This is a genomic window from Microbacterium sp. CFBP 8794, from assembly GCF_014841235.1.
Taxonomy (GTDB): Bacteria; Actinomycetota; Actinomycetes; order Actinomycetales; family Microbacteriaceae; genus Microbacterium.
Map to the genome: position 1 here is coordinate 433,210 of NZ_JACYTT010000001.1, position 20,965 is coordinate 454,174.

Here is a 20,965-nt window from a genome sequence, read left to right on the forward strand (position 1 = left end):
GGCGAGCCCCCACGCGCGCCGCACCCCGCGGTGCCGTCAGACGGCCGCCGTCACCGCCCTCATCGACGCGCGGATGAGGTCGTGCTGGCGCCGCACGAGCAGCAGCGGGTCGACCTCGCCCAGTTCGGCGAAGGCATGACCCTCCCATTCGCTCGACCAGAAGCCGCGGTAGCCGCCCTCGACGAACACGCGCACGAGCTCGGGGTAGTCGATCGCGGGCTCCTGGCCCTGCTCGTCGATGTCGTAGAACTTCGCGTGCACGTGCAGGATCTGCGGCATGATGTCGGCCCACTCGCGCGGATCGACGTGCCCGTGCATGTTGAAGGCCAGGTGCGCGAACGACCCCAGGCGACCGGGGTCGAAGTCGCGGCCGCGGAGGTAGCCGAGGAACTCCTGCTGACGCTCGCGCATCGCGGCATCGGTCGCCCAGATCTCCTGCAGCTTCGCCACCGCCTCGTCGTCGAGACCGGCGCGGCGCACGGCGCGCAGCAGCGTCGGCGACATCGCGTGCATGGTCGATGAGAAGTCGGCGACGAAGCCGAGCAGGGGCGAGTCGAGCTCGGCGTAGGTCTCGCGCACGCGCAGGATCGGCTCGGCGTTGGGCCCCATGGGCGCGTGGATCTCGTACGCGAGCTTCAGCTCGAGCTCCTCGGCGATGGGCAGCAGCCGGCGCAGCAGCGCGGGCTGGGCGCTCTGGATGCGCACGAGCGGGAAGCCGAGCTTCTTCGCGCCCTCGAACATGAGCTTCGAGAACGCGAACTCCTCGTCGGGGGTCATGTCGCGATCGCGTCGCCGACCCATGTCGAGGTTCGCGCCGAACGAGCTCGCGACGAAGCCGTGCCGGTCGAACGCCGCCCGCCACGCTCGCTCGAAGTCGTCACCGACCACGGGGTAGGTCGGCACCATCTGGGATGCCACGATCTCGATGCCGGGACCGATCCCCAGCTCCGCGACCCGGTCGAGCAGACCGTCGAAGTCGAAGTACCCCGCGCGGAACTCGGCGCTGGCCGAGTACAGGGTCAGGCCCAGCTGGAACGGGTCGTCGTCGCTCGCCGGGGGCGGCGGCGTCACGTCCGACACGAGCGCGGGGACCCCGGCATCCGCGTCGACGACGGTGAGCGTCTTCACGTCGTGCACGACGTTCGGCACGTACATCCCGGGCCCGCCGTCCTGGCCGGGCGCGATCTGCATGTACGGCAGGCGCAGCTCGCCGTGCAGTACGACGTCGTGGGTCTCGCCGAGCGCGACCGGGTCGGCGCGGCGGGCGATCAGCAGCGGGTGCTCCTGCAGGAACCAGAGCCGTTCGCTCTGCTCGGGCAGCTCGTCGAGCCCGAAGACGGTGTCGCCGAACGCCACGCGGAGGTCGTCGGCATCCACCCGCTCGCCATCGACGGTGAGCTCGAGCGAAGTCACCGACGAGAGCCAGAGGCTGCGGTACCAGGGGATGGTCAAGCGCAGTGCGAACCCGTCAGGGTGCGTGCGCAGGCTGTCGTCGTGAATCAGTCCGTTCGGCATGGGGTGTCCTTAGATCCGGTCGGCGATCTGCCGCATGAGCGAGTGCTGGCGGCGCACCTGCTCGATCGAACGCCAGGGCTCCCGCACCCCTTCGTATTCGCTGGAGAGGTACCCGGTGTAGCCGGCGTCCTTGAGTGCCTTGAGCACGGGTTCCCACGGGATCTGCTGGTCGTCGAGCTGCTCGTCGATGTCGTGGAACTTCGCCTGGATGAACACCACGTTCTCGATCACGTCGAACACGTCGGCGGGGTCGACGTGGATGCCGTCGAGGAACGCCGGGCGTTGGCCGGGCAGCTCGCCGGGTGCGAGCGGGATCGGTCGGTCCTGGAAGATACCGGTGTCGAGCAGCAGGCCGAAGTGCTTCGTGCCGGTGCGGCGGATGAGGGCGATGTAGTCGTCGACGACCTCGTGCTTGATGGGGGTCGGCGAGTGGATCTCGGGGCAGATGATGACGTCGAGCTCCTCGGCCAGCGGCAGCGATGCTTCGACGACCTCGGTCCAGATGGGGTGCGGGATCAGGTCGCTCGACACGACGCCGATCTTGGGCCGCACGAAGCGGAAGCCCAGGCGCTTGGCGAGCCGCAGGTCGCGCTGCAGCGCCGCCGCGCCCTCGTCCACCGTCATGTCGCGGGCGTTCGGCCCGCTGGAGTGCAGCCGCGTGTCGATCCAGGAACCGAGATTGGTGGGCTCGAGGCCGTACCTCTCGAGCAGGGCGAACCACTCGTCGACCCACTCGTCGGAGGGGTGCGGGTAGTTCGGCACGTGCGCTTCGCCGAGGATCTCGACGCCGGTGGCCCCCAGGTCGGCGATCGAGGCGAGGGCGGTCTCGAGGTCCATGACCGTGCCGTAGTCGCCCATGTAGCTGTAGAGCGAGACGCCGTAGCGGAAGGGGGCGCCGGATGCCTCGGGCGCCAGCGTGACGTGCTTGGTCACCCGGTAGCGGCTCGGCTGGTGCTCGAGCGGAATGTACGAGGCGCGCAGGCGCAGATCGATCGAGAGCTCGTGCACGCCGTCGGGGAGACCGCCGGGCAGCGGGACGGTGATGATCGCGGCGTCTTCGAGGGGCCAGCGCACCCCGTCGCCGTCCCACAGTTCGGCCAGCGTGTACTGCCGGCCCTGCAGGGTCCACAGCGGTACCTCGGATGCCACGTCGACCAGCCCCGGAATGCTCACGCCGATCCCGTCGATCAGTGACGCCGCCATGCCGCGGTACGACGGCATCCGGACGCGGAACTGGAAGCCGGTGATCTCGTCACCCTCGCGGACGTTTCGGAATCCGACGGACTGGATGAGGTCTCTTTCGAGAAGCATCGTCGCTCACTCTCTGTGGGGTGACTTCGACGCTACCCGCCTTATGCTTTATTCCGACATAAGCCGTTGTGATGCGGCGCATCACGATCGCGCGGCCCGTGACGCGACCTCACCGACACGTCACCCCAGGTGCGCGTAGTCCGGCAGGTCGATGGCGTCGGCCGGCGGCGTGAAGAGTCCCCCCGTGAGACGCTTCGCGAGGGGAGTGGATGCCACCCGCAGCGCGGTCCGGAATGCCCCCACGCCGACCCGCGAGGTCGGGTTGGCCAGCCGCGGCGTCCCCGGGGGCAGGTTCTGCGCCTGCGCGACGTAGGGGCGCATCAGGCGCTCGTACCCGCCGAATGCGTCGCGGTGGTCGACATGGGCGGCCAGTTCGCCCGCCAGCACGTATGCACCCACGAGGGCGAGGCTCGTCCCCATTCCGCTGACCGGTGAGGCGCAGTACGCGGCATCCCCCACGAGTGCGACCCGACCACTCGACCAGCGGGGAGCCCGCACCTGACCGATCGCGTCGGTGTACAGCTCGTCGGCGCGGTCGAAGGCGTCGAGCACGCGCTCCGCCTCCCAGCCGGCGTCGGCGAAGACGGCGCGCAGGCGGCGGCGCTGGGCGTCCACATCTCCGCGCTCGCTCCTCGGGCGCGCACGATCGGTGACCACCGACAGCGTCGCGCGGATCGTGCCGTGCGGATCGGGGCGCAGCGTGATCGACCGGCCGCCCGGCGCGGAGTACCAGCGCCACCAGTCGTCGTCTTCGGCGGTGCGCGGGATCGTCCCGTACGTCGTCTCGAGCCCCAGCGAGCGGATCCGCGGCTCCTCGCCGAAGACGAGCCCGCGGGTTCGCGAGCCGATTCCGTCGGCGGCCACGACGAGGGCGAAAGTCTCCTCGGGCGCTCGCTCGAAGCGCACCGTGACACCGTCGGCATCCTGCTCCAGCCCGGTGACCCGGTCGCCGAAGCGGTACTCCGTGCGTCCGGTCGTGCGTTCCACGAGCAGTTCCGCGAGGTCGCCGCGCAGGATCTCGAGCTCGGCGGTGGCGCCGTCGGAGTCGCCGCGGCCGGCGGGGAACTCCGCGACCGTGCGTCCGTCGCCGTCGACGAACCGCGTGCCGACCTCGCCGGTGGTCGCCGCCCGCACGTCGGACTCCAGATCCATCCGCCGCACCACCTCACGTCCGGCTCCGCGCACGTCGACGTTCTGCCCGCCGGTGCGCAGCGCATCGGCGCGTTCGACGATCACCGTCTCGTAGCCGTATCGGTTCAGCCAGTACGCGAGCGCCGGGCCGGCGATGCTCGCCCCGCAGATCAGCACGCGTCGGTCGGAGGTCGCCGCCATTCTTCACCCGTTCCGTTGATAATCAATGAGATTGGCAATCTACACGACTATCCTGGACGAGTGGACCCGCTCGACGACCCTCCCGCTGCGCACGACGACCGCCGTGAGCGCGAGCGTGCGCGCCGAAGCGACGCCCCGCTGGGCGACGACGATCTGCGGGCGCGCGTGCAGCGCGTCACCCTGCGCCAGCAGCAGTTCGAGAAGCACGTCGCCGCCGCCCTCGCCGTCGATGCACCCGGGCTCGAGGCGATGGACCACCTCATCTCGACGGGACCCGCCACCCCCACCGAGTTGGCCCGACGCCTCGGCATCTCGACCGCCGCGATGACGCTGGTGCTGCACCGCCTCGAGAACGCCGGGCACATCCGCCGCGAACGCCACCCCCACGACGGCCGCAAGCTCGTGGTCACCCCCGTCGACGGCTTACGCGACAGGGCGCGCGAGCTCGTCACGCCCCTCATCGAGGGCGTCGAGACGGTGGTGCAGGCCATGGACGCCGCGGAGCGCGCAACCGTGCAGCGCTTCCTCGACCGGCTGATCGACGCCTACGACGACGCCCTCGATCACTCCGGCGCGTGAGTCGCGTCTTCGGCGAAGACCTGCGACGCGATGCGGAACGCCGTGTTCGCGGCCGGCACGCCCGAGTAGATCGCCGACTGCAGGATGACCTCGCGGATCTCGTCGATCGTCAGGCCGTTGCGCAGCGCCGCCCGCAGGTGCATCGCGAGCTCCTCGTGATGCCCGTGCGCGATGAGCGAACTGAGCACCGCGATCGAGCGCGACCGGCGGTCCAGACCCGGACGCGACCAGATGTCGCCCCACGCGACGCGCGTGATGAAGTCCTGCCAGTCGGCGGTGAGGTCGGTCGTCGCCGCGGTCGCGCGGTCGACGTGCGCGTCCGAGAGCACCGCGCGGCGCACGGCCATCCCCTGGTCGTGGCGTTCCTGGTCGGTGGGCATCAGGCGGCCTTTCGAGAGGTGGAGGCGAAGAACGAGCGCAGCAGGGCGGCCACGGCCTCGGGTTGCTCGGCAGCGGGCAGGTGCCCGGCGCCGTCGATGCGCTCGACCCGACCGTTGCGCACACCCGCGGCGATCTCGACGGCCTTGGCCTCGGGGGCGACGGCGTCGAACTCCCCCCACGCGGCGAGCACGGGCACGTCGATCCGACCGAGATCCGAGCGCACGTCGTAGGCGGCGAGCGCTTCGCAGCAGCGGGCGTAGCTGTCGTCGTCGGCGTCCTGCAGCGCGTGCAGCAGCCGGCCGGTCGGCTCGGGGCGCCGCGCGATCGAGTCAGGGGCGAACCAGCGTCGGGCCGAGGCGACGATGAGGCTCGACGTGCTCTGCGCCCGTGCCTGCGCGGCGCGCTCGGCCCAGGCGCCGGGGTCGCCGAGCTGGGCTCCGGATGCCACGATCGCGGCGGCGCGAAGACGATCGCCGTGCCGCAGCGCGAGTTCGAGTCCGGTGGCTCCCCCGAGCGAGACGCCGGCGTAGAGGAAGGTGTCGTCGGGTACGGCCGCGGCCACGGCATCGGCGAGGTCGGCGACCGTGAACGCCGCGCGCGCGACGGGCCCCGCGCCGTGGCCGGGAAGGTCCCACGCGGCGACGCGGTAGTCGTCGGCGAGCAGCGGCACGACGTCGTCCCAGAGGATGGTCGAGGTGCCGAGCGACGGCCCCAGCACCACGAGCGGCGCGTCGGGCGAGCCGACCGGCTCGGTCAGCGAGATCAGCGACACCGCACTCATTCGTCCACCCCGTGTTCGTGCAGGCCGTGTTCGTCCGGCCCGTGTTCGTCCCGGCCATGTTCGTATGCGTCTGATGCCGCGCGTTCTGCGCGGCCGCCGCCTGCCTCGCGGTCGGCCCCGCCCCGCGCCAGCCACGGCGCCAGGCCGACGTACGCCGACGGGTCGAGCACGGCGTCCACGTCGAGTCCCGCCGCCTCGGGCAGCGCGCGCAGGCGCTCCGCCAGGTCGCCGTCGCCGGCGAGCAGCTCGGTGAACCGCGGCGCGCCGATGAGCGGCACCAGCACTCCGCGCAGCCGCTCGCTCACGAGTCGACCGCCGGTCAGCCCGGCGTTGCGCCGCGCCGCCGCCACATCGACCCGCAGGTGAGACGCGAGCGACGCCGCGTGCCGCGTCGCCCCCAGCGCCAGACGCAGCAGCTCGCGCAGCGTCGGCCACTCCGCGTGCCAAGCGCCGTCGGGGCGTTCGTCGATGGCCAGGGAGGCCGCGAGGTGCAGCGTCGCCCCCAGCTGCGGAGCGCGCAGGGCGGCGGAGCGGATCAGCACCGCCTCGGCGGGGTTCTGCTTCTGCGGCATGGCCGACGATCCGCCGCCCACGCCCTCCGACACCTCGCCGATCTCGGTGCGACCGAGGGTCGCGACGTCGGTGGCCAGCTTGCCGAGCGCGTCCAGAACCTGCGCCAGGGCATCGCCGAGCTCGGTGATCGGCCAGCGGGTGACGTGCCAGGGAGCATCGGGGGCGTCGAGGCCGGCGGCCCGGGCGAACGCCGCGGGCAGCGCCGCCGCGTTCTCGTGCGAGCCCGTGATCTCGACGAACGAGGCCAGGGTGCCGCCGGCGCCGGCGAGCTGTGCGGGGTACGCGAGCGCATCGATGCGCGCGAGCGCCCGCTCGATGCCCCGCGCCCACGTCGCGGCCCGAGCGCCGACCGTCGTGGGAACGGCGTGCTGGGTGAGGGTGCGAGCGGCCGCGACGTCGTCGGCGTGCGTGACGGCGAGCTCCCGGGCCCGCTCCCCCGCGATGCGCAGCGACGAGCGCACCTGCTCCATGGCGCGGCGCGCGACGATCATCAGCGCGGTGTCGAGGATGTCCTGGCTGGTGGCGCCGCGGTGGATCCACGGCCGGCAGTCGGCCGGCACCTGTTCCTTGAGCATGCCGACGAGCGGGATCACGGGGTTCCCCCCGGCGACCGACGCCGCGACCAGCGCGCCGACATCGACATTGCGCGCGGGGAGATCCCGCGCGGGCGAGCCGCCCCTCTCGTCGAGCCCGAAGACGTGGTCGACCTCGATCGCCACCTGCCGCGGCGCGACGCCGAGCTCGGCGTAGGCGGTGACCAGAGCGCACTCCGCGCGAACGAGCGCGTCCAGCACGAACCCGTCCGACACGAGCAGGTCGTGCCCCACCGTCACCGGCGAGAGCAAACCGACGTCGACCACCGTGGGGGGCTCAGAAGGCAAGGAAGACCGTCTCATTCTCGCCCTGCAGCCGGATGTCGTGCCGCAGGCCGCCGTCGGCGGTGCGCGTCGCGACGACAGTAGCGCGCTCCTGCGGCGTCAGAGAGGTCAGCAGCGGGTCGGCGGCGAGCGCGGCGGCGTCACCGGGCACGTAGATGCGGGTGTGCAGCTTGTCGGGCAACCCCCGCGCGAACACGATCGCCGCGTAGAAGGCGGCGCGGCCCCCGATGCCAGCGGGCTCGCGGGTCCAGAACTCGAAGTGCCCCTCGTCGTCGGTGAACGCGCGACCGAAGCCGGTGAAGGTGTGGTCGTCGCGGCGCAACGCGCCCCGCGCCCGCGGCACCGAGCCGTCGGCATCCGCCCCGAAGATCTCGATGAGCGCGTCGGGGATGGGTGCCCCCGCGCCGTCGAGGATCGTGCCGCCGAGCACGATCGCGCCGGGTGAGTGGGGGAAGGCGACCTGGTGCTGCTTCGGGAACTCCAGGCCGTACGCGAAGAACGGCCCCACGGTCTGGCCGGGGGTGGCGCGGTGGGTCTTGGGGGGGACGGCGCTCATCACTCGTCGCCTTCCTGCTCGAAGTAGGTCGCATCGGCGCCGTCGACGACGATGTCGAAGCGGTACCCCGTCGCCCATTCGGGTGAGGTGAGGTCGTGGTCGTAGACTCCCACCAGGGCGTCGCGGTCCTTCTGCCGGTGGATGCTGTTGTAGATCGGGTCGAGCGCGAACAGCGGGTCACCGGGGAAGTACATCTGCGTGACGAGCCGCTGGGTGAACGACGAGCCGAACACCGAGAAGTGGATGTGGGCCGGCCGCCAGGCGTTGCGGTGGTTCTTCCACGGGTAGGGGCCGGGCTTGATCGTGGTGAAGCGGTACTCGCCGTTCTCGTTCGTGACCGCGCGCCCCGCGCCGGTGAAGTTCGCATCGAGCGGGGCGGGGTGCTGGTCGCGCTGGTGGATGTAGCGCCCGGCCGAGTTGGCCTGCCAGATCTCGATGAGCTGGTTCGCCACCGGCCGTCCCCACGAATCGAGCAGGCGCCCCTGCACGCTCATGCGCTCACCCAGCGGTTCCCCGGCGTGCTGCAGCGTGAGGTCGGATTCGATCGCGGCGACGTCGCGCTGCCCGAAGGCGGGCGAGAACAGCTCGATCGTCTCGGGGTCGACGAGCCGGGGGTTCTTGGTCGGATGCCGCAGCACGCTCGAGCGGTACGCGGGGAAGTCGTGCGCGGTCGCGCCGAGGCGCTCACCGGCGGCGTCGAGGGCGTCGAGCTCGGCGTGACGGGCGCGGATCTCGTCGACGATCTGACTCTGCGTCGCCTGGTCGGGGGCGGCGAGCAGCGTCTCGGGGGCGGCGGCGGGGTGCGACATGGGGTCTCCTTCGACATGTCCATCGTCCGGCACCGGCCACGGACGCGCCAGAGCGTTCCCGCTGAATGGGAGTCATGGCATCCTGAGCCCATGGCGAACTCCTCCTCGGGCGATTCGGTCACCGACCGACTCGTGCGCATCCTCGAGACCTTCACCCCCACGCGCACCGCCCAGACGACGGCCGACATCGGTCGTCGCGCCGACCTGCCGAGCTCGTCCGCGCACCGCATCGTGAACGAACTCGTGGATGCCGGACTCCTCGAGCGCGACGACGAGCGCCGCGTGCGCGTGGGCATGCGGCTCTGGGAGCTGGCGACGCGGTCGTCGCACGCGTTGCGCCTGCGGCAGGCCGCCCTGCCGTACATGGAGCGCGTGCAGCAGAGGGTGCGCGAGCACACGCAGCTCGCGATCCTCGAGCACGACGAGGCCCTGTTCCTCGAGCGTTTGAGCGCGCCCGAATCCGGCGCCAACATCACCCGCGTCGCCGGCCGCCTGCCGGTGCACGCGTCGTCGTCGGGGCTGGCACTGCTGGCCTTCGCTCCGCACGACCTGCAGGAACGCGTGCTGGCGGGCCCCCTCGAGGCGGTAACCCCCGAAACGATCGTCGATCCGGCCGCACTCCGACGCACGCTCGCCGAGATCCGCACCCTGGGGCGGGTGGTCGCCCCGGGATACGTCGACGCGGTGTCGACCGGCGTCGCCGTGCCCGTGCGCGACGAGACCGGGGCCGTGATCGCAGCGCTGTCGGTGGTGCTCCCCCGCGATGCCGAGACGCAGTTCGCGCTCGTCGAGCTGCACCGCGCCGCCCGCGACACGGAGCGCGCGTTGGGCTATCGCCGCTGACGGCCGCGCGCGAGCGCGCTGCTCTGCCGCGTCCCGATGAATGGGAGAGTGCGGGTGGGCGGGCGGGGGTGAGGGGCACCATCGAGTCAGCACCGTCGAAGGAGACGCCCATGAACACCACCGTCCGCACCCGTGTGGCCATCGTCGGCGCCGGCCCCGCGGGGCTGCTGCTCTCGCACCTGCTGGCCCAGTCCGGCATCGAGTCGATCGTCATCGACCAGCGCTCCCGCGACGAGATCGAGAGCACCATCCGCGCCGGCATCCTCGAGCAGGGCACGGTCGAACTGCTCGACACGATCGGTCCCGCCTCGCGCGCCCGCACCGTCGGGAACCGCCACGACGGGATCGAACTGCGCTTCGAGGGCGAGGGGCACCGCATCGACTTCGCCGACACCGTCGGTCGCGCCGTCTGGCTGTACCCGCAGCACGAGGTACTCAAAGATCTGATCGCCGCGCGCCTCGAGGCCGGTCAAGACCTGCGCTTCGGCGTCACGGCCGAGCGCATCGACGACGCCGACACCGACCGGCCCCGCGTGATCGCGACCGATGCCGAGGGCGCCCCGTTCGAGATCGAGGCGGACTTCGTCGTCGGCTCCGACGGCTCCCGCAGCGTCGCCCGCGCGAGCGTCACCGGCTCGAGCCAGGGCGGCTACTTCCGCGAGTACCCGTTCGCCTGGTTCGGCATCCTGTGCGAGGCGCCGCCCAGCAGCGAGGAGCTGATCTACAGCAACTCCCCCGACGGTTTCGCGCTCGTCAGCCAGCGCTCCGACACCGTGCAGCGCATGTACTTCCAGTGCGACCCGCACACCGACACCGCGGCGTACTCCGAGGAGCAGCTGTGGGACGAGCTGCAGAAGCGCGTTCCCGGAACGACGCTGAAGCAGGGCCCGATCTTCCAGCGCGACGTGCTGCGCTTCCGCAGTTTCGTGGCGCACGAGCTGCGTCGCGGCCGCGTCGCCCTCGTCGGCGATGCCGCCCATACCGTGCCGCCCACGGGCGCGAAGGGCATGAACCTCGCGATCGCCGACGTGCGCCTGCTCGCCGCCGCCCTCGGGGCCCTGCTGGTCGACCGCGACGCGCGCCTGCTCGACGCGTACCCCGAGACCGCGAGCCGCCGCATCTGGAAGGCCCAGCACTTCTCGTGGTGGATGACGAGCCTGCTGCACGTGGCTCCGGATGCCACCGACTTCGACCGCCGCCGCCAGCTCGGCGAGCTGCGCACCGTCGTGGAATCGGAGCACGGCCGCGCCTACCTGGCCGAGGCGTACTGCGGCTGGCCGTTCGACGCCTGAGCCCCCTCTCGACTCGGCGCTCACCCCCCCTACAAGCCTGTTGAGTGTCCAGAACACGCCGCCCCACGCCGCCCCGATGCGGCGTGTCCTGGACACTCAACGCCGGGGTGGCGGCGAGAGGGGGCACGACCGAAGAGGGCGCGCGCGCCCGGAGGGGGCGAGCTCAGCGCTTCGGGAAGGGGCTCGGAACCAGGGGCACCGCGCCGGTGTGGCCCTCGCGCTCGGCGGCGAGCTCGGCGATGCGTTTGCGGCACGCGAACCAGCCGATCGTGATGAGGATGCTCGCCCCGATCGCCACGAGCAGCGTGGCGGGTGAGTCGATGAACACCAGCACCATCACCACCGCGAGGAACACGAGCGTGAGGTAGCCCGTGTAGGGCGCCCAGAACAGCCGGAACGCGGGTCGCACGAGCTCCCCGCGGTCGGTCAGGCGCTTGAACTTCATCTGGCAGACGATGATGGTCGCCCAGGTGACCAGGATGCCGACGGCGGCGACGTTCAGGACGGTCTCGAAGGCGTCGCTGGGGTTGACGTAGTTGATCACGACGCCCAGCAGCGCGACGACCGCGGTGATCGCGATCCCGCCGTACGGGACGCCGGCCTTGTTCATGCGCGCCGCGAACTTCGGGGCCGAGCCCGCGACCGCCATCGAACGCAGGATGCGGCCGGTGGAGTAGAGCCCCGCGTTCAGCGACGACAGCGCCGCGGTCAGCACGACGAGGTTCATGATGACGTCGACCCCGGGCACCCCGATCGAGGCGAAGAACGTCACGAACGGGCTCTCGTCCTTGGAGTACGCCGTGTACGGCAGCAGGAGCGAGAGCAGCAGCACCGAGCCGACGTAGAAGATCGCGACGCGGAAGATGACCGAGTTGATCGCGCGCGGCATGATCTTCTCGGGGTTCTTCGTCTCGCCGGCGGCGGTGCCCACGAGCTCGATCGAGGCATAGGCGAACACCACGCCCTGCATCAGGATGATCGCGGGCAGGATGCCGTTGGGGAAGAACCCGCCGTTGTCGGCGATGAGCGAGAAGCCGACGGGTGCGCCGGTGGGGGTGCCGAAGACGACGAAGTAGATGCCCACCAGCAGGAACGCGACGAGGGCGGTGACCTTGATGAGCGCGAACCAGAACTCCAGCTCGCCGAACACCTTCACCGACACGAGGTTGACGGCGAGCACCGTCACCAGGGCGGCCAGGGCCCACACCCACTGCGGGACCGCGGCGATCCACGGCACGTACTTGCCGAAGAAGTTCATGTACAGCGCAGCCGCGGTGATGTCGACCATCGTCGTCGTCGCCCAGTTGATCCAGTAGAACCAGCCCGAGACGAATGCGGCCTTCTCGCCGAAGAACTCGCGGGCGTACGAGACGAACGACCCCGACGTGGGCCGGTGCAGCACCAGTTCGCCGAGCGCGCGCAGGATGAAGAACGCGAAGAGGCCGCACACCGCGTACGAGATGACGATGGCGGGCCCGGCCTGGGCCAGGCGTCCGCCCGCACCGAGGAAGAGGCCGGTGCCGATGGCGCCACCGATGGCGATCATCTGCACCTGACGCCCGGTGAGCCGCTTGTGGTAGCCGGCGTCCTCGAGCTGCACGGTCGACGTGGGGGTCGGCTCGACGGCATCGCCGGAGCGCGGGGTGGAGTCGTTCACCTCCCCATCATTCGATTCACGCAGCGTCTGTCCAGGAAGCGCGCCGCGTGCCGCGGCATCCCGAGCTCACGGATGCCGCGGGCTCAGAGCCACTTCTTCCACTTGAACGTCAGCCACAGACCCGCCGAGACGGCCACCATCAGCAGTAACGCGAGCGGGTAGCCGTACTGCCACTCGAGCTCGGGCATGTTCTTGAAGTTCATGCCGTAGATCGCGCCGATGAGCGAGGGGCCGAACAGGATCGCCGCCCAGCCCGAGATCTTCTTCACCTGCTCGTTCTGCTCGAGCGAGGTCTCGGTCTGGCGCTGGGTGACCAGGGTGGCGTTCACCGTGAGGGCGTTGTCGAGGATGGCGCGCAGCGCCGTGAGCTTGTCGCACTGGCGCAGCACGTGGTCGAGCACGTCGCGCAGTGATCGCTGCAGCTCGATGTCGACGCCGTACTTCTCGGATCCGCGCAGCAGCGCCTCGAGCATGTCGCGCAGGGGTTCGGTCGCGCGCTGGAAGTGGATCACCTCGCGGGCGAGCTCGTAGATGCGCTGGGTCAGTTCGGCGCCGCCCGCCCCGAACAGCTGGTCCTCGATCTCGTCGACGTCGTTCTGCAGGCCCCGCGCCACGGGGTCGTACTGGTCGACCACCTCGTCGAGGATCGCGTAGAGCACCGCTTCGGGGCCCCGCGCCAGCAGGTCGGGCTGCTTCTCGAGGCGGTGGCGCACGTGCGCGAGGTCGGGGACCTCGGCGTGACGCACCGTCACGACGTAGTCGGGCCCGATGAACACGTGCAGCTCGCCGAATTCGATCGTCTCGGTCGCGTCGATGTAGCGCGCCGGGCGCAGCACGGCGAAGAGATTGCCGCCGTACCGCTCGAGCTTCGCGCGCTGGTGGCCGGTCAGGGCGTCTTCGACGGCGAGGGGGTGCAGCGAGAACTCGGCGGCGACCCGCTCGAGCTCTTCGGGCGAGGGCCGCAGCAGGCCGATCCAGGCCATCCCGCCGTGGGCTTCCATGTACTCGAAGGTCTGGTCGAGACTCGAGGGATTCTCGATGCGGTGACCGCCGACGTACACGGCGCTGTCGATGATGGGCATGGTTCCGTTCTACCCCCGCCAGGTGTCCGTGGGGTGACAGCGAGCCCTGCGCGGGCCGAGCGGGTTCAGCGCCGCGCGCGCCCCTTGTTCGCCACCTGCATCGACCCGGCGATCGTCAGCACGATGCCCATGGCCGCGGCGAGGCCGTTATTGGCGACGCTCGCACCCGACGAGATGTCGACGATGGCCAGCACGAGGTTGACCACCCCCGCGACGATCATGAGCCAACCGACGAAGGAGAGGAGTTTGAGGCGATCCACGGGTGAACCATAGCGTGAAAAGAACGACCCCGGTCGCTCTTTCTCCGGGTCCTTCCGCTACGGTTCGCGAGCGAGATCCGCCCGACGGCGCGCAGGCGCCGTGCTCACGACCGGGCCGGGCGTGGCATCCCTCAGCCGAGGGGCTCGCCGAGCGCTGCGGCGGCACCGGGTCCCGGATGCCGTGCCCCGGCCGCGCGTCGTGTCGCCGCCCGCACGGCGCCGATGCTGGCCGCGATGACGAGCCCGATGCCGACGAGCTCGAGCCACGAGAGGTGCTGCCCGAGCAGGAGGAACCCGGCGATCGATGCCGTCGCCGGCCCCAGGCTCATCAGGATCGCGAACGCCGAGGCGGGGAGCCGCCTGAGCGCGATGAGCTCCAGCGCGTAGGGGATGGTCGACGACAGCAGCGCCACCGCCGCTCCCACCGCGAGCAGATCGATGCGCAGAAGCGCGGACCCCGCCTGCCACACCCCGAACGGCAGGGCGATCACGGCGCCGACGGTCATGGCGAGGGCGAGGCCGTCGAGGCGGGGGAACTCCCGGCCGACGCGCGCCGACGCGAGGATGTACAGCGCCCAGCTCACCGCCGCCCCCAGGGCGAAGACGACTCCGAGTGCGTCGAGGCGGTCCCACCCGCCCGCGCCGAGCGCCACCACCCCGGCCAGGGCGAGCCCGGCCCACAGCCACCGGGCCAGGCCCGCCGAGGTGAGGATCGACAGGGTCAGCGGACCGAGCACCTCGATCGTGACGGTGACGCCGAGCGGCAGCCGCTCCAGCGCCAGATAGAACAGCCCGTTCATGCTCGCGAGCACGACGCCGAAGCCGACGACCGAGCGCCACGCCGCCGCGTCGTGCCCCCGCAGGCGGGGCCGCGCGATGAGCAGTAGCAGGACGGCCGAGAACAGCAGGCGCAGCATGACGATGCCGAGCGGTCCGGTCTGCGGGAAGAGCATGACCGCGAACGAGGCGCCCACCTCTTGGCAGGCCAGGCCCACCAGCACGAGCGACGCGGCCGACCCTTGGCCGCCGCGAGCGATCATCGCGGGATCACGCGGCGGGCTGCGGGCAGATGGCGTTGGCCAGGATGCCGTCGCGCATCTGCTGCGAGGTCCACGGCAGGCCCGCCTCGGGGGCGGTCTGCCCCTGCGCCGCGGGCGCCTTCGACGCGATGGCCGCCAGCTCCCACGCCAACCACGCCGACGTCATCTTGTTGCCGCCGGAGTTGTTCAGCACCACGGCGATCGACATGCCCGTGCGGGGGTCGGCGAACGCGCCGACCATGTAGCCCGGCATCCATCCGTACTGTCCGATGAGCGAGCCGGCCTGGAAGGCTCCCCCCGACGCCGTGAACCACGTCGGCTGGTCGCCCCCGACGGGGACGGGCGAGGCGAAACGGTCGTCGCCGTCGGGGAGCAGGGCACCCGAGGCGAGGGCCTGGGCGTAGTGCCCCAGGTCGGTGATGTCGGTCACGGCACCCGCGGCGGCACCCCCGTAGCTCGCCGACATCTCGGTGAACTCGCGCGGGTCGGTGCAGTTCCACACGCCCTCGGGGCTGGGCTGCGACCAGTAGCCCTGCAGCGACGACGCGGCGGGGTTCGCGGGGGCCGAGGACGGCAGCGCGGTCGCGTCGAGACCGAGCGGCTCGGCGACCCGCTCCGAGATGACCTGCGAGAGCGACTCTCCCGTGGCCCGCTCGACCGCGAGGCCCGCCAGCAGGTAGTTCGTGGCGGAGTCGGCGAACGAGGCGCCCGGGGCGTTCACGCGGGGGCTGGCGATGCCGTAGGCCATGAGCTCGCGCGGGTTCCACGCGCGGTCGGGGTTGTTGAGCACCATGCCCTCGAGCACCGAGGTGTACGACGCGAGTCCCGAGGTGCCGTCGCACAGCTGACGCAGCGTGATGTCCTCGTACCCGGGCAGGTTGCTGACCCACTGCGTGATCGGGTCGCTGAGGCTCAGCGTCCCGTCGGCGGCCAGTCGGTACACGGCGTCGCAGGTCATGGCGCCGGTCACGTCGGCCGCGCGGAAGGTCAGGTCGGTGGTGACCTCTGCGCCGCCGGGGCCCTGCGTTCCCAAGCCCGACACCCAGGTGCCGCTCCAGGGCGCCCAGACGCCCACGATGGCGCCCGTCGAACCCGTGGCGGCCATCGCGGTGGTGACGGCGTCCTGCAGCTCCGAGACGGTGGCCTCGGGAAGGGGGGCGTCGACCTGCGCGGGAACGTCGAGGGCCACCGACGCCTGAGGCGTGCAGCCACTCAGAACCACGGCGAGCGCGCTGGCGCCCGCGATCGCGATGGCCGCGGAACGACGCCATCCCCGCATGTGTTACCCCCAGGAATCCGAGCGCGGCGAAGGGCCCGCTCGAAAGATTCAAACACACGCCGCCTGAACGTCACCGCCCCTTGCATCCTGGACTCGTCACGTCTGCATCACATCTGGGGGCGGCTGCGTGGCGGATGCCGCGAACTCCGTCGAAAACAGGGGTTAGGCCAGCCTAACTCTTTGCGTATGATGACGTCATGAACGCCGTCATCCCGTTCTCCACCGCGCTGCGCGAACGTTCCAGCAGTGCGCACTCCACGAGCGAGTGCGACGGGTTCATGACCGAGCTGCTCACCGGCAGCGGCACCCGCGACGACTACGTCGCCCTCGTCGCCCAGCACTGGTTCATCTACTCGGCCCTCGAAGAGTCGGCGGGCGCTCTGCGGCGCGACCCCGTGGCATCGGTGTTCCTCAGCGACAAGCTCACGCGCCTCCCCGCCCTCGAGGCCGACCTCGCGTTCCTGCTCGGCGCCGACTGGCGCGACCTCGTCTCGCCGCTGCCCACCACGCAGGCGTACGTGTCGCGCACCCGGCGCGTGGCGGCCACCTGGCCCGGCGGCTTCGTCGCGCACCACTACACGCGGTACCTGGGCGACCTGTCGGGCGGGCTCTTCATCGGCCGGCTCATGCAGCGCCGCTTCGGCTTCGACACCAACGGCATCGGCTTCTTCCTCTTCGGCGACATCGCCGACCCGAAGGCGTTCAAGAACGTCTATCGCGAGCAGCTCGACGCCGCCCCCTGGGACGACGACGAGAAGGAGCGCGTCATCGCCGAGGTGCTCGTCGCCTACCGCTTCAACACCGAGCTGTTCGCCGACCTCGCTCGCGCAAAGGCGGCTCAGGTCGCCTGAGCCGCCGCCTGTTGGCGGCCGAGCCACGCCTGCTTCATGAAGCGGCGCACGTCTTCGTCGACCCGGATGTCGCTGGGCCGGAGCGGGCGCGTCAGGTACAGGCCGTCGATCGAGGTGAGACGGCTGAGCGCGACGTAGGTCTGCCCGGGGGCGAAGGCGCCGGCGCCGAGGTCGACGACGGCGCGGTCGTAGGTCTTGCCCTGCGACTTGTGGATCGTCACGGCCCACGCCAACCGCAGCGGGAACTGCGTGAACTCCGCGACGATCTCGCGCGAGAGGTTCTTCGTGCCCGGGTCGTAGGCGTAGCGGTACCTCTCCCAGACCGCGGGCTCCACGTCGTGCTCGGTGCCGTCGACCTCGACGCGCACGCTGTCGCCCGCGATGCGCGTGACGGTGCCGATCGTGCCGTTGACCCAGCGGGGCGCCTCGCCGAACTGCGCTCCGTCGTTGCGCAGGAACATCACCTGCGCGCCGACCTTGAGCGTCAGCTCCATCTCGGCGGGGTAGTTCGCCTCGCCGCGGCCGAAGTCGCCCGAGATCTCGGCGGCCGCCGTCTGCGTGCGCCCGATGAGCTCGTCGAGGTGGCGCCGGTTGATCGTGTTCACCCGGTCGTTACGGGTGGCGAGCGTGATGATCGGGTGCTCGCCGTCGGCGGGGTGAGGAGGGGTGCGCGCCCCGGCGGTGTTGAGCACCTCGGCCATCTCGGCCGTCACCCGTCCGTAGCGCACCGCGTTGAGCAGGGTCTTGAACCCGGGGTCGGACTGCCGGTGGATCTCGACGAGCTCGTTGACGTGCAGTTCGGCGCCGTGCCGGCCGATGTCGATGAGACCGTCGCTGACCGACTCCCCCGACCACACCTTGGCGTCGAAGAACCAGAACGAGCGGTAGTGGTCGTCGATGTAGCGCGCCTCGTCGCCGCGCGGCGGCACCGGGGCGAGCTGGTACGGGTCTCCGAACATCACGACCTGCGTGCCGCCGAACGGCTCGGCGCGACGACCCCGGGCCTGACGCAGGGAGCGGTCGATGGCATCCATCAGGTCGGCGTTGACCATCGAGATCTCGTCGATCACCAGGGTGTCGATCGCGTTGAGGATCTTGCGGGTGGCGTCGTTCTGGTCGATGTCGCCGTTCGCGATGAGACCGATGGGCAGGCGGAACAGCGAGTGGATCGTCTGGCCCTCGACGTTCAGGGCCGCGACCCCCGTCGGTGCGCACACGGCGATCTGCTTCTTCGTGTTCCACGCCAGGTGCTGCAGCAGCGTCGACTTGCCCGTACCCGCCCGGCCCGTGACGAAGACGTGCTCACGGGTGTCCTCGATCAGCCGGAACAGCGCCTGCTGTTCGGCGGAGAGGGGCGGCGTGGTCACCGGTTCATGCTAGTTCGCACCGCCGTCGCCGGGCGGCGGGGTGTGGACGCGTCGTCGGACCGGGAGCGGGCAGGCGTCTCGCACGACGGCTCGGTGCGCACCAGCAGCCAGCGCGCCTCGCCCGAGAGCACGTCGGCGACGTGGCTGCGGAACCGCGGGCACTCGGTGATGTCGTGCGCGCGGCAGCGCAGGGCGTGCTCGGTCATCGCGCGGGCCTGGGCGATGTCGGCCGCGCGCCGATCGAGCTCGGCCACGTGCTCCTCGAGCACCCGGTGGCGGTCGGGCGCGTCCTCGTCGAGCAGCACCTGGATCTGCTCGAGCGAGAGCCCCGCGGCCTTGTTGCGCAGGATCACGGCGATGCGCACGCTGTCGCCCTCGTCGAAGCGCCGGCGCCCCGCGGCATCCCGACCCGGGCGCAGCAGCCCCTCGTCTTCCCAGTAGCGCAGCACGTGCGTCTCGAGCCCGAATCGCGCCGCTGCCTCGCCGATCGACTCCCCGCTTGACTTCATGTCGACATGAAGTCACACGATGGACGAGAACGCAAGCGGAAGGAACCCTCATGTACGACGCGATCATCATCGGCGGCGGCCCCGCCGGGCTGCAGGCCGCCCTCACCCTGGGTCGAATGCACCGACGCACCCTGCTGCTCGACTCCGGCACGTACCGCAACGCCACCGTGAGCCACACCCACAACCTGCTCACCAACGACGGCCGCGACCCGTCGGAGCTGCGTCGACTCGGTCGTGCCGAGATCGGCGCGTACGCGACGGTCGAGATCCGGGATGCCGTCGCCTCCACCGTGGCGCAACAGGGCGACGAGCTGACGGTCACCGTCGACGACGAGCCCCTGCGCGCGCACGCGGTGATCCTCGCCACCGGCGTGACCGACGATCTCCCCGCGATCCCCGGCCTCGCCGAGCAGTGGGGCGACCGCATCGCCAACTGCCCCTTCTGCCACGGACACGAGTTCGCCGGTCGTCCCGTCGCGGTCGTCAACGCCTCGCCGCACGCGGCGGTGCTGGCCCGCATGCTCGAGCCCGTGGCATCCGAGGTGCACTTGGTCGACCCGGCACGCGTCGAGCGGGTCGACGGCACGGCCGACGGGCTCCGCCTGCTGCTCGTCGAGGGCGGGCACCTCGACGTGGCCGGCGCGTTCATCGCTCCCACCTGGCGCCCGAACGCCCCCTTCGCCGCCCAGCTCGATCTCGCCGTGACCGAGGCGGGGGCCGTGCGCACCGACGCCTTCGGGCGCACCAGCATGCCCGGTGTGTACGCGGTCGGAGACCACGCGCAGGCCGAGCACCTGCCCGGGCCGATGTTCTCGCTCGCCGCGGCCATCGCCGCCGGGCAGCTGGCCGCGGTCGCCGTCGTGCACTCGCTCGTCGCCGACTGAGACGCCCGACGCGGGCGCGACTCCGCCCCTCCCGGTGGGCCCGCGTGACGCCGCGGGGCGGCGCGCGGCATCTGCGCAGGTGGGCTTCCTAGACTGGGGGCGTGGACAACGCCGGCGGGGGCCCCGCGACGCCCAGGGGCGTCACCGGCGCGCGCCCGCGCGGGCGGTTCGAGATCCCGGCGATCATCGTCATCGGCATCCTGCTGCTCGCCGCGCTGGGCGGGGGAGCCGCGTCGCTGTACCGGGAGTTCTACAGTCCCCGGGCCTTCGTCATGCACTACCTCGAGCTACTGCACGACCGCCGCGCGGCCGAGGCGCTCGCCGTTCCGGGTGTCGCCGTCGACTCCACCGATCTCGAGGCCGCGGGCCTTCCCGCGACCGCGTCCGAAGCGCTGCTGCGGCCCGAGGCACTCACCCCGCTGATGGATGCCGCGATCGTCGACGAATCCGTCGAGGGCGACGTCACCCGCCTGACCGTGTCGTACACGGCGGGCGGGTACGCCGGCACCACCACGCTGTCGGTGCAGCGCGACGGCGGGTCGAGCCTGCTGCCCCGCTGGCGCTTCGCGCGCAGCCCGCTCGCCGTGATGGACCTGTCGGTGCAGGGGTCGATGCGCTTCTCGGTCAACGGCTTCGAGGTCGACAAGCGCCAGGTGTCGATCGACCGGGCCGACACCGATCCCACGGCCGACGTGCCATTGCTGGTCTTCTCTCCCGGGCTGTACTCGATCGCCGTCGACACGGCGATCTCGGCGACCCCCGGGGTGGCTGTGCTCGCCGATGCGCCCCTGGCCGGCATCCCGATCGACGTGCAGGCCGAACCGACCGAGGAGTTCATCGCGGTCGTGCAGCAGCGCGTCGAGGACTTCCTCTCGTCCTGCGCCGAGCAGAAGGTGCTGCAGCCCACCGGGTGCCCGTTCGGGTTCACCGTGCGCAACCGCATCGACGGAGCCCCCGACTGGTCGATCGTCGAGCAGCCCGTCGTCACCGTGGTGCCCGACGGCGCCGGCTGGCGCATTCCGTCGGCCAAGGCGGTGGCGCACATCCGCGTCGACATCCGCTCGATCTTCGACGGCAGCGTGCGCTCGGTCGAAGAGGACGTGCCCTTCCGCGTCGACGGCGCGATCACGGTGCTGCCCGACGGCACCGCCTCGATCCTCGTGGGCGGGAAGTCCGACTGAGCGGG

21 protein-coding genes are annotated in these 20,965 nt (G+C 71.3%); 6 read left to right on the forward strand and 15 right to left on the reverse strand.

Translation table 11 applies throughout. From position 1 onward, the window contains the following. Positions 1 to 36: 36 nt before the first annotated feature. The 3 genes from IFU19_RS01945 to IFU19_RS01955 form a co-directional block, all read right to left on the reverse strand. Complete coding sequence (locus tag IFU19_RS01945; RefSeq protein WP_191916077.1) at positions 37 to 1,515, reverse strand: C-glycoside deglycosidase beta subunit domain-containing protein; 1,479 nt, start codon at positions 1,513 to 1,515, stop codon at positions 37 to 39. Between the two features lie 9 nt (positions 1,516 to 1,524). Then, positions 1,525 to 2,826, reverse strand: coding sequence for a C-glycoside deglycosidase beta subunit domain-containing protein (locus IFU19_RS01950; RefSeq protein ID WP_055832551.1), 1,302 nt, complete (start codon positions 2,824 to 2,826; stop codon positions 1,525 to 1,527). A 120-nt stretch (positions 2,827 to 2,946) separates the two neighbouring features. Beyond that, positions 2,947 to 4,158 carry an FAD-dependent monooxygenase gene (locus IFU19_RS01955; protein WP_192012775.1) on the reverse strand — a complete coding sequence of 404 codons (1,212 nt, stop codon included), beginning with the start codon at positions 4,156 to 4,158 and terminating at the stop codon, positions 2,947 to 2,949. 60 nt (positions 4,159 to 4,218) lie between these two features. On the opposite strand from IFU19_RS01955, the gene IFU19_RS16960 reads away from it, so the two are divergent. Further along, entirely contained in the window at positions 4,219 to 4,737 is a 519-nt protein-coding gene (locus IFU19_RS16960) for a MarR family transcriptional regulator (protein ID WP_192012776.1), read from the forward strand. Here the strand turns inward: IFU19_RS16960 and pcaC are convergent. Genes pcaC through pcaH form a run of 5 tightly spaced genes read right to left on the reverse strand, consistent with a single transcriptional unit; the run spans position 4,722 to position 8,715 of the window. Continuing rightward, complete coding sequence (pcaC, locus tag IFU19_RS01965; protein WP_055832545.1) at positions 4,722 to 5,117, reverse strand: 4-carboxymuconolactone decarboxylase; 396 nt, start codon at positions 5,115 to 5,117, stop codon at positions 4,722 to 4,724. The genes IFU19_RS16960 and pcaC overlap by 16 nt on opposite strands. Next, entirely contained in the window at positions 5,117 to 5,899 is a 783-nt protein-coding gene (locus IFU19_RS01970; protein WP_192012777.1) for an alpha/beta fold hydrolase, read from the reverse strand. Before IFU19_RS01970 ends, pcaC begins: the two co-directional genes overlap by 1 nt. Next, on the reverse strand, positions 5,896 to 7,353 hold the full coding sequence (locus IFU19_RS01975; protein ID WP_192012778.1) for a lyase family protein: 1,458 nt from the start codon (positions 7,351 to 7,353) through the stop codon (positions 5,896 to 5,898). The genes IFU19_RS01970 and IFU19_RS01975 overlap by 4 nt, the downstream gene beginning before the upstream one ends. Further along, positions 7,343 to 7,906: a protocatechuate 3,4-dioxygenase subunit alpha gene (pcaG, locus tag IFU19_RS01980; RefSeq protein WP_192012779.1), complete on the reverse strand. Its 564-nt coding sequence runs from the start codon at positions 7,904 to 7,906 to the stop codon at positions 7,343 to 7,345. Before pcaG ends, IFU19_RS01975 begins: the two co-directional genes overlap by 11 nt. Next, positions 7,906 to 8,715, reverse strand: coding sequence for a protocatechuate 3,4-dioxygenase subunit beta (pcaH, locus tag IFU19_RS01985; RefSeq protein ID WP_192012780.1), 810 nt, complete (start codon positions 8,713 to 8,715; stop codon positions 7,906 to 7,908). Before pcaH ends, pcaG begins: the two co-directional genes overlap by 1 nt. A gap of 90 nt (positions 8,716 to 8,805) precedes the next feature. Here pcaH and IFU19_RS01990 point away from each other — a divergent pair, with 90 nt between their 5' ends. Further along, on the forward strand, positions 8,806 to 9,558 hold the full coding sequence (locus IFU19_RS01990; RefSeq protein ID WP_192012781.1) for an IclR family transcriptional regulator: 753 nt from the start codon (positions 8,806 to 8,808) through the stop codon (positions 9,556 to 9,558). Positions 9,559 to 9,668: 110 nt separating this feature from the next. Beyond that, positions 9,669 to 10,850, forward strand: a complete 1,182-nt coding sequence (locus tag IFU19_RS01995; protein WP_192012782.1) for a 4-hydroxybenzoate 3-monooxygenase — start codon at positions 9,669 to 9,671, stop codon at positions 10,848 to 10,850. 163 nt (positions 10,851 to 11,013) lie between these two features. Here IFU19_RS01995 and IFU19_RS02000 read toward each other — a convergent pair whose 3' ends face one another. From IFU19_RS02000 to IFU19_RS02020, 5 genes are all read right to left on the reverse strand, one after another. Then, positions 11,014 to 12,450: an amino acid permease gene (locus IFU19_RS02000; RefSeq protein ID WP_070409936.1), complete on the reverse strand. Its 1,437-nt coding sequence runs from the start codon at positions 12,448 to 12,450 to the stop codon at positions 11,014 to 11,016. A gap of 140 nt (positions 12,451 to 12,590) precedes the next feature. Next, on the reverse strand, positions 12,591 to 13,589 hold the full coding sequence (locus tag IFU19_RS02005; protein ID WP_070408988.1) for a magnesium and cobalt transport protein CorA: 999 nt from the start codon (positions 13,587 to 13,589) through the stop codon (positions 12,591 to 12,593). 65 nt (positions 13,590 to 13,654) lie between these two features. Next, entirely contained in the window at positions 13,655 to 13,849 is a 195-nt protein-coding gene (locus tag IFU19_RS02010) for a hypothetical protein (RefSeq protein ID WP_055832532.1), read from the reverse strand. A gap of 131 nt (positions 13,850 to 13,980) precedes the next feature. Continuing rightward, positions 13,981 to 14,889 carry an EamA family transporter gene (locus IFU19_RS02015; RefSeq protein WP_192012783.1) on the reverse strand — a complete coding sequence of 303 codons (909 nt, stop codon included), beginning with the start codon at positions 14,887 to 14,889 and terminating at the stop codon, positions 13,981 to 13,983. 7 nt (positions 14,890 to 14,896) lie between these two features. Continuing rightward, positions 14,897 to 16,168, reverse strand: a complete 1,272-nt coding sequence (locus IFU19_RS02020; protein WP_055934958.1) for a serine hydrolase domain-containing protein — start codon at positions 16,166 to 16,168, stop codon at positions 14,897 to 14,899. Between the two features lie 197 nt (positions 16,169 to 16,365). Here IFU19_RS02020 and IFU19_RS02025 point away from each other — a divergent pair, with 197 nt between their 5' ends. Further along, on the forward strand, positions 16,366 to 17,019 hold the full coding sequence (locus tag IFU19_RS02025) for a biliverdin-producing heme oxygenase (protein WP_192012784.1): 654 nt from the start codon (positions 16,366 to 16,368) through the stop codon (positions 17,017 to 17,019). Here the strand turns inward: IFU19_RS02025 and IFU19_RS02030 are convergent. Further along, positions 17,007 to 18,386, reverse strand: a complete 1,380-nt coding sequence (locus tag IFU19_RS02030; RefSeq protein WP_055934963.1) for an ATP-dependent DNA helicase — start codon at positions 18,384 to 18,386, stop codon at positions 17,007 to 17,009. The genes IFU19_RS02025 and IFU19_RS02030 overlap by 13 nt on opposite strands. Continuing rightward, positions 18,383 to 18,895, reverse strand: coding sequence for a MerR family transcriptional regulator (locus tag IFU19_RS02035; RefSeq protein ID WP_082516413.1), 513 nt, complete (start codon positions 18,893 to 18,895; stop codon positions 18,383 to 18,385). Before IFU19_RS02035 ends, IFU19_RS02030 begins: the two co-directional genes overlap by 4 nt. Before the next feature lie 50 nt (positions 18,896 to 18,945). Here IFU19_RS02035 and IFU19_RS02040 point away from each other — a divergent pair, with 50 nt between their 5' ends. Then, entirely contained in the window at positions 18,946 to 19,779 is an 834-nt protein-coding gene (locus IFU19_RS02040) for an NAD(P)/FAD-dependent oxidoreductase (RefSeq protein ID WP_192012785.1), read from the forward strand. A gap of 101 nt (positions 19,780 to 19,880) precedes the next feature. Beyond that, positions 19,881 to 20,960 (forward strand): hypothetical protein, encoded by a 1,080-nt coding sequence (locus IFU19_RS02045; protein WP_192012786.1) that lies wholly within the window; start codon positions 19,881 to 19,883, stop codon positions 20,958 to 20,960. The last annotated feature ends 5 nt before the right edge of the window (positions 20,961 to 20,965 follow it).